Annotated in this window: 13 protein-coding genes; 6 read left to right on the top strand and 7 right to left on the bottom strand. The window is 73.9% G+C overall.

All coding sequences use genetic code 11. From position 1 onward, the window contains the following. Nucleotides 1-154: 154 nt before the first annotated feature. Nucleotides 155-718, bottom strand: coding sequence for an NAD(P)H-dependent oxidoreductase (locus tag ACYF6T_RS01360; RefSeq protein ID WP_461692664.1), 564 nt, complete (start codon nucleotides 716-718; stop codon nucleotides 155-157). Between the two features lie 99 nt (nucleotides 719-817). Here ACYF6T_RS01360 and ACYF6T_RS01355 point away from each other — a divergent pair, with 99 nt between their 5' ends. Continuing rightward, the gene (locus tag ACYF6T_RS01355) at nucleotides 818-1,498 is read left to right on the top strand and encodes a TetR/AcrR family transcriptional regulator (RefSeq protein ID WP_461692663.1); all 681 of its coding nucleotides are present in this window, start codon (nucleotides 818-820) and stop codon (nucleotides 1,496-1,498) included. 71 nt (nucleotides 1,499-1,569) lie between these two features. On the opposite strand, the gene ACYF6T_RS01350 is transcribed toward ACYF6T_RS01355, so the two are convergent. Next, nucleotides 1,570-2,703: an FAD-dependent oxidoreductase gene (locus ACYF6T_RS01350; RefSeq protein ID WP_461692661.1), complete on the bottom strand. Its 1,134-nt coding sequence runs from the start codon at nucleotides 2,701-2,703 to the stop codon at nucleotides 1,570-1,572. Next, nucleotides 2,700-3,392, bottom strand: a complete 693-nt coding sequence (locus tag ACYF6T_RS01345; protein ID WP_461692660.1) for a TetR/AcrR family transcriptional regulator — start codon at nucleotides 3,390-3,392, stop codon at nucleotides 2,700-2,702. Before ACYF6T_RS01345 ends, ACYF6T_RS01350 begins: the two co-directional genes overlap by 4 nt. Nucleotides 3,393-3,499: 107 nt before the next feature. On the opposite strand from ACYF6T_RS01345, the gene ACYF6T_RS01340 reads away from it, so the two are divergent. The 3 genes from ACYF6T_RS01340 to ACYF6T_RS01330 are packed head-to-tail and all read left to right on the top strand — an operon-like array spanning nucleotide 3,500 to nucleotide 7,200. Continuing rightward, nucleotides 3,500-4,534, top strand: coding sequence for a LacI family DNA-binding transcriptional regulator (locus ACYF6T_RS01340; protein WP_461692659.1), 1,035 nt, complete (start codon nucleotides 3,500-3,502; stop codon nucleotides 4,532-4,534). Between the two features lie 16 nt (nucleotides 4,535-4,550). After that, nucleotides 4,551-5,729, top strand: a complete 1,179-nt coding sequence (locus ACYF6T_RS01335) for a 4-hydroxybenzoate 3-monooxygenase (RefSeq protein WP_461692657.1) — start codon at nucleotides 4,551-4,553, stop codon at nucleotides 5,727-5,729. Between the two features lie 34 nt (nucleotides 5,730-5,763). Beyond that, nucleotides 5,764-7,200, top strand: a complete 1,437-nt coding sequence (locus tag ACYF6T_RS01330; protein ID WP_461692655.1) for an aldehyde dehydrogenase family protein — start codon at nucleotides 5,764-5,766, stop codon at nucleotides 7,198-7,200. A 9-nt stretch (nucleotides 7,201-7,209) separates the two neighbouring features. On the opposite strand, the gene trxA is transcribed toward ACYF6T_RS01330, so the two are convergent. Further along, a complete protein-coding gene (gene trxA, locus ACYF6T_RS01325; protein ID WP_461692653.1) occupies nucleotides 7,210-7,596 on the bottom strand; it encodes a thioredoxin in 387 nt (128 codons plus the stop codon). A gap of 120 nt (nucleotides 7,597-7,716) precedes the next feature. On the opposite strand from trxA, the gene ACYF6T_RS01320 reads away from it, so the two are divergent. Beyond that, entirely contained in the window at nucleotides 7,717-9,150 is a 1,434-nt protein-coding gene (locus ACYF6T_RS01320) for a dihydrolipoyl dehydrogenase family protein (RefSeq protein WP_461692652.1), read from the top strand. A 31-nt stretch (nucleotides 9,151-9,181) separates the two neighbouring features. Here the strand turns inward: ACYF6T_RS01320 and ACYF6T_RS01315 are convergent, their stop codons facing one another. Next, entirely contained in the window at nucleotides 9,182-9,826 is a 645-nt protein-coding gene (locus ACYF6T_RS01315) for a peptide deformylase (RefSeq protein WP_461692650.1), read from the bottom strand. Between the two features lie 129 nt (nucleotides 9,827-9,955). Between ACYF6T_RS01315 and ACYF6T_RS01310 the strand changes: the two genes are divergently transcribed. Then, nucleotides 9,956-11,347, top strand: coding sequence for a PepSY-associated TM helix domain-containing protein (locus tag ACYF6T_RS01310; protein ID WP_461692649.1), 1,392 nt, complete (start codon nucleotides 9,956-9,958; stop codon nucleotides 11,345-11,347). Between the two features lie 158 nt (nucleotides 11,348-11,505). On the opposite strand, the gene ACYF6T_RS01305 is transcribed toward ACYF6T_RS01310, so the two are convergent. Then, nucleotides 11,506-11,952 carry a MarR family transcriptional regulator gene (locus ACYF6T_RS01305; RefSeq protein WP_461692647.1) on the bottom strand — a complete coding sequence of 149 codons (447 nt, stop codon included), beginning with the start codon at nucleotides 11,950-11,952 and terminating at the stop codon, nucleotides 11,506-11,508. After that, nucleotides 11,949-12,440 (bottom strand): MarR family winged helix-turn-helix transcriptional regulator, encoded by a 492-nt coding sequence (locus ACYF6T_RS01300; protein WP_461692646.1) that lies wholly within the window; start codon nucleotides 12,438-12,440, stop codon nucleotides 11,949-11,951. The genes ACYF6T_RS01305 and ACYF6T_RS01300 overlap by 4 nt, the downstream gene beginning before the upstream one ends. Between the last annotated feature and the right edge of the window lie 10 nt (nucleotides 12,441-12,450).

The raw sequence follows: 12,450 nt of genomic DNA, 5'->3' as shown, positions 1-12,450 counted from the left end.
GCCATACCTTGGCGGCGGTGAGCCGGGTGCGGTCGTGCGGCGGTGGCGGTGGGTCTGGATGTCGGGTTGTGTCGGCTCCCGTCCCGTATGTGACGGCGGAAAGGGGCCGGAGCGTGTCGGCTCCGGCCCCTTCGGGACCCCTTGGTGCGTGGGATCAGGCGGCGGCGGCCTCGCCCGCGTGGCCGTGCAGACGGGCGACGACCTCGGTCAGCTGGGCCGCGACCTCGGCGTCGTCGACCGGGTGGGTCTCGGCGAAGCGGGTGACGGAGCCCGGGATGGAGAGCTTGAGGTCCTCGATCACCTTGCCGCCGGCGATGCCCACGGCCTTGCGGGTCTCGTCCTGGGCCCACACGCCGCCGTACTGGCCGAAGGCGGTGCCGACCACGGCGACCGGCTTGCCGCCGAAGGCGCCGGCGCCGTACGGACGCGACAGCCAGTCGATGGCGTTCTTCAGGACGGCGGGGATGGTGCCGTTGTACTCGGGGGAGAAGAGCAGGAACGCGTCGGACGCCTGGGCGGCCTCACGCAGCTTGGCCGCGGCGGCGGGGACGTTGCCCTCGACGTCGATGTCCTCGTTGTAGAAGGGGATGTCGGCCAGGCCCTCGAAGAGCACGACCTCGGCACCCTCGGGGGCGAGCTTGACGGCCGCCTCGGCGAGCTGGCGGTTGTGCGAACCGGCGCGAAGACTGCCGACGAGCGCAAGGATGCGAACAGACATGCGGAACTCCAAGATGCTGAAACACTGCCGTAACGATCCGGACCGGGGTCCGTTTAATTTCTAGCACCCTAACCGGACCGCGGTCCAGTTTTGTTCCCGATGCTTTACGCTGTCTTCATGTCCGCCACCCTGCCGCCCTTCCCGACGCCGCAAGAGCCCTTGGGTCAGGCCGAGTTGCTGCAGCTCAGCACGCACGAGGAGGAGCCGTGCCTGCGCGCGGACGCCGCGCGCAACCGGGCCCGGCTGCTGGAGGCCGCGGCGCGGCTGATCGCCGAGCACGGCGTGGCCGGGGTGACCATGGAGGCCGTGGCGGCCGCCGCCCAGGTGGGCAAGGGAACCGTCTTCCGCCGCTTCGGCGATCGCACCGGGCTGCTGATGGCGCTCCTGGACCACTCCGCCCGGCAGCTCCAGGCCGACTTCCTCGGCGGCCCGCCGCCGCTGGGGCCCGGCGCGCCGCCCCTGGAGCGGCTGCGGGCGTTCGGCGTGGCGGTGCTCTACCGCTCGGCCGAGCAGCTGGAACTGCAGCTGGCCGCCCAGTCGGAGCCGACCCGTCGCTACGCCCACCCGTCGGTGCGGGCGCTGAGCACCCACGTGACGATCCTGCTGCGGCAGATCACCCCGGAAGCCGACTGCGACCTGCTCGCGCGGACGCTGCTGGGATACCTCGACCCCGCCCTGATCCACCACCTGACCAAGGACTGCGGGATGCCGCTGGAGCGGCTGGAGGCCGGGTGGGTGGACCTGGTGGCCCGGGTGACGGCCACCGAGCCGCCTCACTGAGCCGCACACCCACTTCGCTCAGCCCCGTCCTCGCCCGCTGACTCGCGACGCCGGGCGCCCGCTCGCCCCGTTCAGCGCCAGGCCGTGAACGCGTCGACCAGGCCCTGGGGGGCGTCGGCACGGAAGAGCAGGACACCGTTGCCGGCCGACTCGGCGGCGGCGCGCTCGCTGCGCGGGAACAGCTCGTCCTCGTAGGCGGCCAGCGCGGCCTCCGTGTCGCCCCGGTGCGCCGCGAGCGCCAGGCCCAGTTCCGCCCCGTCGAGCATGGCGAGGTTGGCGCCCTCGCCCGCGAACGGCGACATCAGGTGCGCCGCGTCCCCGAGCAGTGTCACGCCCGGCACGCGCTCCCAGCGGTGCCCGACGGGCAGGGCGTGGATCCGCCGCGGCACCAGCGCGCCGTCGGCGTCCGCGACCAGCGCCCGCAGGCTCTTGTCCCAGTCCGCGAAGTGCTCCAGCACGGCCGCCTTGGCCGCCTCGGTGTCACCGAAGTCGATGCCGTCGAGCCACTCCTCGGGCGCCTCCAGGGCCGCGTACACGTGCAGGCTGCCGTCGGTCTCGCGGTGGGCGAGGAAGCCCCGCCCGGCGCCGAGCGCGAAGAGCATGCCGCCGCCGACGACCTGGGCGCTCACCGGATGGCGTACGTCCGCCTCCCGCAGATCGGCCTCGACGAACGAGACGCCGGTGTACGCGGGCACGGCGGGGGAGAGCAGGGGGCGGATCCGCGACCAGGCGCCGTCGGCCCCGACCAGCAGGTCCGTGGTGAAGGCGGTGCCGTCGGCGAGCGCCACCTCGTGCCGGCCCCCGCCCAGCGGGCGGGCCGCGGCGACCTTCGCGCCCCAGCGGACGGCGTCCTCGGGCAGCGAGGCCAGCAGCACCTCGCGCAGGTCGCCGCGGTCGATCTCGGGGCGCCCGCCGGTGCCGTCGTCCGCCTCCTCCATGCGGACCACGGCGTCCTTGTCGAGCACGCGCATGGCCTCGCCGCCCCGGTGGACGCGGGCGCGGAACTCCTCGTACAGACCGGCGGTGCGCAGCGCGTGCCGGCCGGACTCCTCGTGCAGGTCGAGCATGCCGCCCTGGGTGCGCGCGGCGGGGGAGGCGTCCAGGTCGAAGACGGCCGCCTCGATCCCGTGCACGTGCAGCACACGGGCGAGAGTGAGACCGCCGAGACCGGCGCCGACGATCGCGAGGGGGTGGTGCGGGGTCATGGATGCTCCTGTGGGTCAGTCGGGTACGGGGTCCGCTCGATGCCGGTGATCAGCACCCGGAACGCCCAGGGCAGGCGCTGCTCGGGTCCGGAGCCGGACAGCAGGTGGCCGGCGAGCGCGGCGATGTGCGGACGGTCGTGCGCCCCGGCGTCGTGCAGGGCGCGCCGCAGGGCGTCCCAGTCCTCCTCCGGTGCCTCGTCGACGTGCTCCGCGGCGGTCGCGGTGGCCGTCTGCAGCAGCAGGTCCACGCCCCACGCGGCCTGCGCGGGCGGGACGCCGCCCTCGTCGAGCAGGGCCAGCAGCGTCTCGATCAGGTTCAGGTAGTGCGGGCCGCTCGGCCGTGCGGTCAGGGCGGAACGGGCGAGGCCCGGGTGCTCGTACAGCATCGCCGTGTAGGCGGTGAGCACCTTCTCCAGCCGCTCCTGCCAGGTGCCCTCGGCCGGTGCGGGACCGACCGTGCCGAGCAGTTCGTCCAGGACGGCCGCGTGCAGTTCCGCCGTGTTGCGGACGTAGACGTACAGCGAGGCGGGTCCGGTGTCGAGCTCCTGCGCCAGCCGGCGCATGGTCACCTTCTGGAGGCCCTCCGCGCGCAGGATGGCGACGGCGGCGGACACGATGCCCTCCCTGGTCAGGGCGGGTTTCGCGGGGCGTTCGCGGCGGCTGCGGGGGGTGTCGGGGCGGTCGCTCATACGTCGACTGTAACGAACGTGTTCGTTGCGAACAAGTTCGTCACGAACGTGTTCGGTGTGGCCTGGGTGTGGTCCGGGCCACAGGTTCTGGAAAGATGCCGTACGTCATGGTGCAGATACCGAACCCGTCCTCGCCCGCGTCCGCCGCGTCGAGCCCGGTGCCCACGAGCGCCGACGTGGCCCGCCTGGCCGGCGTCTCGCGCGCGACCGTCTCCTACGTCCTGAACAACACCAGCGCCGTACGGATCAGCGAACCCACGCGCCGCCGCGTCCACGAGGCCGCGAAGGAACTCGGCTACGTGCCGCACGCCGCCGCCCGCAGTCTGCGCGCCGGCCACAGCCGCATGGTGCTGATGCCCGCCCCGAGCGTCCCCGTCGGCCCGCTCTACGGCCAGTTCATCAACGAACTCCAGTGGGCGCTCGGCCGCCTCGACTACACCGTCGTCCAGTACGGCACCGTCGGCCTGCACGGCGACGAGGCCGCCCGCGCCTGGGCCGAACTGCGCCCCGTCGCCGTCCTGGTGCCCGGCGCCGGGCTCGGCCCGCAGGGCGTGACGGTCCTCAAGCGCTCGGGCGCCCGCGCCGTCGTCACCCTCGGCCCCGAGTCCGTCGAGGGCGCCCACGCCCTGCTCATGGACCACGAGGCGGTCGGGCACTGCGCCGGCGGCCACCTCCACGACCGCGGCCGGCGCCGCATCGGCGTCGTCGTCCCCGAGGAACAGGGCCTGGAGACCTTCTCCCTGCCCCGCCTGGCCGGCGTGCGCGCCGCCCTGCACGGCACGGACGCCACCGTCACCGAACTGCCCCTCGCCTACACGGAGGAGAGCGCCGCACGGCTCGCCGCCCGCTGGCGCGACCTCGACCTCGACGCCGTGTTCGCGTACAACGACGAGTACGCGATGCTGCTGATGCGCGCCCTGCAGGACGAGGGCGTACGGATCCCGGCGGACACGGCCGTGATCGGCGCCGACGACCTGATGCTCGGCCGGCTGCTGCGGCCGCGGCTGAGCACGGTCCACATCGAACTGCCCTCGGGCCGCGACCTCGCCGCACTCGTCGACCGCGCGGTGCGCAACCCCGGCGCCGCGCCCGAGACGCACAAGGTGCTGGGAGCCACGGTGGTGCACCGCGAGTCCAGCTGAAGCCAGGGAGGCGCCCATGCGCACCACGGTCGGCATCATCGGCGGCGGCCCCGCCGGACTGCTCCTCGCCCGGCTGCTGCACCGCGAGGGCGTCGACTGCGTCGTCCTGGAGGCCCGCACCCGGGAGTACTGCGAGCGGCGCCAGCGCGCCGGCATGCTGGAGCAGGGCACGGTCGACGCCCTGCGCGCGTGCGGCGCCGGCGAGCGGCTCGCCGCCGAGGGGATGACGCACCAGGGCATCGAGCTGCGCTTCGAGCGCGAGCGCCACCACATCGACTTCCCTGCCCTCACCGGCGGCCGCACCGTCACCATCTACGCCCAGACGGAGATCGTCAAAGACCTCATCGCCCTCCAACTGGCCGGCGGACCACCGCTGTTGTTCGAGGCCGAGGCGCTCGCGATCGAGAAACCGGAGAGCGACACACCCGTCGTGCGCTTCCTGCACGAAGGCCGCGAACAGACCCTGACCTGCGACTGGGTGGCCGGCTGCGACGGCTTCCACGGCATCGCCCGCCCCACCGTCCCGGCGGCGGTGGGCCGGACGTACGAGCGCACCTACCCCTACTCCTGGCTCGGCATCATGGCCGACGTCGCGCCCTCCTGCGACGAACTGATCTACGCCCGCGGTGAGCGCGGCTTCGCCCTGCACACCATGCGCACCCCGCGCGTCTCCCGCTTCTACCTCCAGGTCCCCAACGACACCGCCCCCGCCGACTGGCCCGACGACCGCATCTGGGACGAACTCGACGCCCGCTTCGCCGTCGACGCCGACTGGACCCTGCACCGCGGCCCCATCACCGCCAAGTCCGTCACCCCGATGCGCAGTCACGTCCACGAACCGATGCGGCACGGCCGGCTCCTGCTGGCCGGCGACGCCGCCCACATCGTGCCGCCGACCGGCGCCAAGGGCCTCAACCTGGCCGTCTCCGACGTCCGGGTTCTCGCCCGCGCCCTGACCGAACTGCACCGCACGGGCTCCGGACACCTCCTCGACCGCTACTCGCAGATGTGCCTGGAACGCGTGTGGCAGGCCACGCGTTTCTCGTATGACATGACTAAGATGTTGCACGCTCAACCAGACGGGGACGCGTTCGAGCACCGGATGCAGATCGCACGTCTGCGCCGGATCACCGCATCCCGTCACGCGGCCGCCGAACTGGCGGCGAACTACACGGGACTCCCGCTCACCCTGTGAGCCCGTCCCGCCGGTGATCGATCGGAGAGCCGTCATGCCGTTGCTCGACCCGAAGACCTGGCAGCCCCGCACCCTGTCGGGCGCCGCACACACCGTCACCGAGCCCGCCACCGGCGACACGCTCGGCTCGGTCACCCTGGCCGCCGCCGAGGACGTCGCCCCCGCCGCGCAGGCCGCCCGCGCCGCCCAGACGGAATGGGCCCGCGCCCCGCACTTCGTCCGCGCCGGGGTGCTGCGCCGGGCCGGCGACCTGTTCGCCGCGCACGCCGACGAGCTGCGCGAATGGATCGTGCGGGAGTCCGGGTCGATCCCCGGCAAGGCCGACTTCGAACTGCACGTCGCCGCCCAGGAGTGCTACGAGGCCGCCGCCCTCGCCTCCCGCCCCGCCGGGCACATCCTGCCCTCCGAGGCCCCCCGGCTGTCGTACACGCGCCGCGTCCCGGTCGGCGTGGTGGGCGTCATCTCGCCCTTCAACGCGCCGCTGATCCTCTCGATCCGCTCGGTCGCCCCGGCGCTCGCGCTCGGCAACGCGGTCGTCCTCAAGCCCGACCCGCGCACCGCCGTGTGCGGCGGCCTCTCCCTCGCCGCCGTCTTCGCCGAGGCCGGCCTGCCCGAGAACCTGCTGCACGTCCTGCCCGGCGGACCCGACACCGGCGCCGCCCTGGTCGCCGACCCGCTCGTCCCCGTCATCTCCTTCACCGGCTCCACCGCGGCCGGCCGCGCGGTCGGCGAGGCGGCGGGCCGCCACCTCAAGCGCGCGCACCTGGAGCTCGGCGGGAACTCCGCCATGATCGTGCTGGAGGACGCCGACCTCGACGCGGTGGTCTCCACGGCCGCCTGGGGCTCGTTCTTCCACCAGGGCCAGATCTGCATGACCACCGGCCGCCACCTCGTCCACCGGTCGGTGTACGAGGAGTACGTCGAGCGCCTGGCCGCCAAGGCCGACTCGCTCGCCGTCGGCGACCCGCACCGCGAGCAGGTGCACCTCGGCCCGATCATCGACGACCACCAGCTCGCCAAGGTGCACGGCCTGGTCGAGGCCAGCACCTCCCGGGGCGCCAAACTCGCCGCGGGCGGCACCCACGAGCGGCTCTTCTACCGGCCGACGGTCCTCGCGGGCGTCGACGACCAGAGCCCCGCGTACGCCGAGGAGGTCTTCGGCCCGGTCGCGCCCGTACGCCCCTTCGACACCGCCGACGAGGCCGCCGCCCTGGCCGCCCAGAGCCCCTACGGCCTCTCCCTCGGCATCGTCACCCGGGACACCGCCCGCGGCCTGGACCTCGCCGAGCGCATCCCGACCGGCATCGTCCACATCAACGACCAGACGGTCAACGACGAGGCCGTGGCGCCCTTCGGCGGCGTCGCCGCGTCCGGCACCGGCGCCCGCTTCGGCGGCGAGGCCAACCTGGAGGCCTTCACCGACGTGCGCTGGACGACGGTACGCGGGGACGTGGCGACGTACCCCTTCTGAGTCCCGGCCCTACTGGCCGTTCTGCTCGGCCTGACCCTGCTGGGCGGCGACGGCCTTGCGGACCTCGTCCATGTCCAGCTTCCGGGCCTGCCCGATGACGTCCGCCAGGGCGGCCTCGGGCAGGGCACCCGGCTGCGCGAACACGGCGACCTGGTCACGGACGATCATCAGCGTCGGAATCGACTGGATGCCGAAGGCCGCGGCCAGCTCCGGCTGCGCCTCGGTGTCCACCTTGCCGAACACCAGATCCGGGTTGTCCTCGGCCGCCTTCTCGTACACGGGCGCGAACTGACGGCACGGCCCGCACCAGGACGCCCAGAAGTCGATCAGGACGAACTCGTTGTCCGTGACCGTCTGGTCGAAGTTCTCCTTGGTGAGCTCCACGGTGCTGCTCATGGCGTGAATCCCTCTTCCTGGTGTCGGGGCGAAGCCGTCCGCACAACACGGCCGGCCCATCACGTATTCCGCGCCCCTACCCGTGTGGCCACGGGACACACCACCCACCAGACTGACCCCATGACGGAAACGGAAACCATCGCGTACGACGTCGTGGTGCTCGGGGCCGGGCCCGTGGGGGAGAACGTCGCCGACCGCACCCGTGCGGCCGGACTCTCCACCGCGGTCGTCGAGGGCGAGCTGGTCGGCGGCGAGTGCTCGTACTGGGCGTGCATCCCCAGCAAGGCCCTGCTGCGCCCGGTGATCGCCCGCGCGGACGCCCGACGCGTACCAGGACTGCGCCAGTCGGTGCAGGGCCCCCTCGACGCGGCCGCGGTCCTCGCACACCGCAACTACTACACCTCCGACTGGCACGACGAGGGCGCCGCCCAGTGGCTCGACGGCATCGGCGCCGACCTCTACCGCGGCCACGGCCGCCTGGACGGCGCACGCAGGGTGACCGTCACCGGTGCGGACGGGCAGCGACGGGTGCTCACGGCCCGGCACGCCGTCGCCGTCTGCACCGGCACCGACGCGGTGCTGCCCGACCTGCCGGGGCTGGCCGAGGTCAAGCCGTGGACCAGCCGGGACGCGACGAGCGCGCAGGAGGTGCCGGGTCGGCTCGTGGTGGTCGGCGGCGGAGTGGTCGCCACCGAGATGGCCACCGCCTGGCAGGCGCTGGGCGCGCGGGTCACGGTGCTCGTGCGCGGCAAGGGGCTGCTCAACCGCATGGAGCCGTTCGCCGGGGAACTGGTCGCCGAGGCCCTCACCGAGGCCGGCGCGGACGTGCGCACCGGCACATCGGTCGCCTCGGTCACGCGCGAGAACGGCACGGTCGTGGTGGTCACCGACCAGGGCGAGCGCATCGAGGCGGACGAGATCCTCTTCGCCACCGGCCGCAGCCCGCGCACCGGTGACATCGGCCTGGACACGGTCGGCCTGGAGCCGGGCGGCTGGCTGTCGGTCGACGACAGCCTGCGGGTGTCCGGCACCGACTGGCTGTACGCGGTCGGCGACGTCAACCACCGCGCGCTGCTGACCCACCAGGGCAAGTACCAGGCCCGGATCGCGGGCGCGGCCATCGCCGCCCGCGCCGCCGGTGTGCCGATCCTGGAGTCGGACCCGTGGGGCGCCCACGCGGCCACCGCCGACCACCACGCCGTGCCCCAGGTCGTCTTCACCGACCCGGAGGCGGCGGCCGTGGGGCTGTCCCTCGCGGAGGCGGAGCAGGCCGGATACCGGGTGCGGGCGGTGGACGTGGAGATGAGCTCCGCGGCCGGCGCGGGCCTGTACGCCGACGGCTACCGCGGCCGGGCCCGCATGGTGGTGGACGTCAACGAGGAGATCCTGCGCGGTGTCACCTTCGTCGGTCCCGGTGTCGGCGAGCTGATCCACTCGGCGACCGTCGCCGTCGCCGGGCAGGTGCCGATCAGCCGGCTGTGGCACGCCGTGCCGTCGTTCCCGACGATCAGCGAGGTGTGGCTGCGGCTGCTGGAGGCGTACCGGGACAACTGACGCGCGGGTCAGGCGGGGTGCGGAGGCGCGGTCACGGCAGGTCGAAGCCCAGCGCCTCCGCGGCCTCCCGCGGCGTGGGCTGCGTCCACCGCTCGGCCATCGCCTGGTTGGAGGCGAGGGAGCGCAGCTCGGCGCGGTCGAGGTAGAGGGTGCCGTCGAGGTGGTCCGTCTCGTGCTGCACGATCCGCGCCGGCCAGCCGGTGAACACCTCGTCCACCGCGCGGCCCCGCTCGTCCCGGCAGCGCAGCCGCACCTGGGCGGCCCGCGCGACCACCGCCTGCCAGCCCGGCACGCTGAGGCAGCCCTCGAAGAAGGCGGCGCGGCCGGTGCCGACGGGTTCGTAGACCGGGTCGACCAGGACGCGGAAGGGCTGCGGAACCCGGCCGCGGGCGCTGCGCACCTCCTCTGGGACCGACGCCGGATCCTCGATGACCGCGATCCGCAGCGGCACGCCGACCTGCGGGGCGGCCAGGCCCACGCCGGGCGCCGCGTGCATGGTGACGCGCAGGGCCTCGACGAGGCGGGCCAGCAGGGCGTCGTCCAGCTGTCCGTCGAAGGGCTCGGCGGGACGGCGCAGGACCGGATCGCCGGCCGCGACGATGGGCAGCGGGCCGTCGGTGGCGAGCAGTTGCTCGACGTACTCGCCAAGGGGCGCCTGATCACGGGGAGTTGCCATCCGGCCAGCATGCCATGCCCTCACGGTGTGTGACGTACGCCACCTGCGTCTCCGGGAACTCGGCGTGGTGGCTCTCCGACTACTGGACCGCCGGCGCCACCCGTCCTCGCGATCCCCGGAGACCCCTCGATGTCCACCGCTCCCTCGACCACCACCGACGAGGCCCTGCCTCCCCCCTCACCGCCCCCGCCGTCCCCCGGCGCCTGGGCGTCGCTGCGCCCCCTGATCCTGCGCCTGCACTTCTACGCCGGTGTGTTCGTCGCGCCCTTCCTGCTCGTCGCCGCCGTCACCGGTTTCCTGTACGCCGGTGCCTTCCAGGCCGAGAAGCTCCTCTACGCGCACGAGATGACGGTCGCCGAGGCCGGTGACACCAAGCTGCCCCTCTCGCAGCAGGTGGCGGCCGCGCGCAAGGCCCATCCCGAGGGCACGGTCGCGGCGGTACGGCCCTCCCCGGACGCCGACGCCACCACCAGGGTCCTGCTGTCCGGCGTCGAGGGCGTCGGCGCCGACCACACCCTCGCGGTGTTCGTCGACCCGTACACGGGGACGGTGCGCGGCGCCCTCGAACAGTACGGCTCGACCGGTGCGCTGCCGCTGCGGACCTGGATCGACGAGTTCCACCGCGATCTGCGCCTCGGCGACACCGGCCGGCTGTACAGCGAGCTCGCCGCGAGCTGGCTGTGGGTGATCACGGGCGGCGGGCTGGTGCTGTGGTTCTCCCGGCGCCGGGCCGCCCGCAGGGTGCGGGGGACCGGCGGGCGCCGGCGCACGCTCGGTCTGCACGGCACCGTCGGCGTGTGGGCCGCGGCCGGTTTCCTCTTCCTCTCGGCGACCGGTCTGACCTGGTCGACGTACGCGGGCGCCGGCATCGACGAGCTGCGCACCTCCCTCGGCCAGGCCACGCCGTCGGTCTCGACGGCGGCGGGCGGCGAGCACGCGGGCCACGGCGCGTCGGCCTCGGCCGGCGGCGGGGATCACGGCGTCGGCCTCGACAAGGTGCTGGCCGCGGCCCGCGCCCGGGGCCTGGGCGACCCGGTGGAGATCGTGCCGCCCGCCGACGAGACCTCCGCCTATGTCGTACGGCAGGTGCAGCGCAGCTGGCCCGAGAAGCAGGACTCGGTCGCCGTCGACCCGGCCACCGGCGAGGTCACCGACGTGCTGCGGTTCGCCGACTACCCGCTGCTGGCGAAGCTGACCCGGTGGGGCATCGACCTGCACACCGGCATCCTCTTCGGCCTGGTCAACCAGATCGCCCTGATGCTGCTGGCGCTCGCGCTGATCCTGCTCATCGCGTGGGGCTACCGCATGTGGTGGCAGCGCGGGCGCGGTTCGGCCTTCGGCCGGCCGATCCCGCGCGGGGCCTGGCAGCGGGTGCCGGCGCACCTGCTGGTGCCGCTCGTCGCCGTCGTGGCGGTCGTCGGCTACTTCGTACCCCTGCTGGGCATTCCGCTGGCCGCCTTCATCGCCGTCGACGTACTGCTGGGCGCGGTCACCCACCGACGCGGGGCTGCCTCCGAGTAAGCCGGCGGGGCCTGCCGGGGCGGGCAGCACGTGGACGGCGGCTGCGGCTGTTACCGCCCTGAGAGAGCCGACGGTGGGCTGGCCACGACCGTGGCCGGGCCCCACAGCCGTCGGTTGCCCCTCGGTCGACTCCCTCCCCGGCCGGGCCCGGTCCTGCCTCAGGCCGGCATCGCGGCCAGCTCCGCGTTGGCCCGCTCGGTGACCAGGGTCAGGACGCGGCCGGCGGCGGCCAGGTCCTCCTGCGGTATGTCCCCCCAGATCCGGGCGGAGTACCGCGCGGTCTCGGCGCTCACCCCGGCGTAGAACGCGCGGCCCGACTCGCTCGCCCGGACCTGTGGTCCCTCGGCGGCGAGCAGACCCTTCGCGAGCAGTCCGTCGATGACGTCCGCCACTGCGGAGGCGTCGACCTTGAGTGAGCCGGCGACCTGCTCGACGAGGGCCTCGCGGGTCGGCGGGGCCTCGGCGACGACGGCGAGCCTGAGGGTGATCTGCTCCTGGAAGGTGATGCCGTGCCGGGCCAGGACCCGTTCCAGGACGGCACGGGCGGCGTAGTGGGCCAGACCGACGGTGCGGGCGTCGGCGGCGGGGGAGGCGGTGGTGGTCATGGCTGCTCCTTCTCGTTCTCACTGGTGTCGGCGGGCGGATCAAGAGGTGCGTCGAGCAGGAGCGCGAGATCGCGGGTGAACTCCCCGGTGCGGGGGCTGTCGAGGCCGCCCAGCGGCTCCAGCAGCTGCTCCAGCAGCCCGTGCACGACGTCGATCGCGCGCCGGACGACGTCCCGGCCCTGCTCGGTGAGGGTCAGCTGCACGGCGCGCGGGTCGCGGGGGTCGCGGGCGCGTTCGACGAGCCCGGCGCCCTCCAGGGCGCGTGCCAGCTTGGACACGTACAGCGGTTCCAGGCCCGTGTGGTCGGCGAGGCGGCGCTGACTGGGCCGCTCACCGGCGCGCCGCATGCCGTACAGCGAGGCCAGCAGTGAGTACTGCGCGTGGGTGAGGCCGAGCGGCGCGACCGCGCGGTCCACGGCCACCCGCCACTTCGTCGACAGACGCCACACCAGGAACCCGGGCGTCGGCTTCTCGGAACCCTTGCTCATGACCGTTACA

This window comes from Streptomyces sp. 7R007, from assembly GCF_054850255.1.
The sequence above is the reverse complement of the archived record's forward strand: the minus strand, read 5'-3'. Positions and strand labels throughout refer to the sequence as shown.

Bases quoted from the DNA above. Each gene is read 5' to 3' on its own strand.
- ACYF6T_RS01360 (WP_461692664.1), bottom strand. From the start codon at position 718: ATGTCTGTTCGCATCCTTGCGCTCGTCGGCAGTCTTCGCGCCGGTTCG.
- ACYF6T_RS01340 (WP_461692659.1), top strand. From the start codon at position 3,500: ATGGTGCAGATACCGAACCCGTCCTCGCCCGCGTCCGCCGCGTCGAGC.
- ACYF6T_RS01315 (WP_461692650.1), bottom strand. From the start codon at position 9,826: ATGGCAACTCCCCGTGATCAGGCGCCCCTTGGCGAGTACGTCGAGCAA.
- ACYF6T_RS01310 (WP_461692649.1), top strand. From the start codon at position 9,956: ATGTCCACCGCTCCCTCGACCACCACCGACGAGGCCCTGCCTCCCCCC.
- ACYF6T_RS01320 (WP_461692652.1), top strand. From the start codon at position 7,717: ATGACGGAAACGGAAACCATCGCGTACGACGTCGTGGTGCTCGGGGCC.
- ACYF6T_RS01335 (WP_461692657.1), top strand. From the start codon at position 4,551: ATGCGCACCACGGTCGGCATCATCGGCGGCGGCCCCGCCGGACTGCTC.
- ACYF6T_RS01345 (WP_461692660.1), bottom strand. From the start codon at position 3,392: ATGAGCGACCGCCCCGACACCCCCCGCAGCCGCCGCGAACGCCCCGCG.
- ACYF6T_RS01350 (WP_461692661.1), bottom strand. From the start codon at position 2,703: ATGACCCCGCACCACCCCCTCGCGATCGTCGGCGCCGGTCTCGGCGGT.
- trxA (WP_461692653.1), bottom strand. From the start codon at position 7,596: ATGAGCAGCACCGTGGAGCTCACCAAGGAGAACTTCGACCAGACGGTC.
- ACYF6T_RS01300 (WP_461692646.1), bottom strand. From the start codon at position 12,440: ATGAGCAAGGGTTCCGAGAAGCCGACGCCCGGGTTCCTGGTGTGGCGT.
- ACYF6T_RS01330 (WP_461692655.1), top strand. From the start codon at position 5,764: ATGCCGTTGCTCGACCCGAAGACCTGGCAGCCCCGCACCCTGTCGGGC.
- ACYF6T_RS01355 (WP_461692663.1), top strand. From the start codon at position 818: ATGCTTTACGCTGTCTTCATGTCCGCCACCCTGCCGCCCTTCCCGACG.
- ACYF6T_RS01305 (WP_461692647.1), bottom strand. From the start codon at position 11,952: ATGACCACCACCGCCTCCCCCGCCGCCGACGCCCGCACCGTCGGTCTG.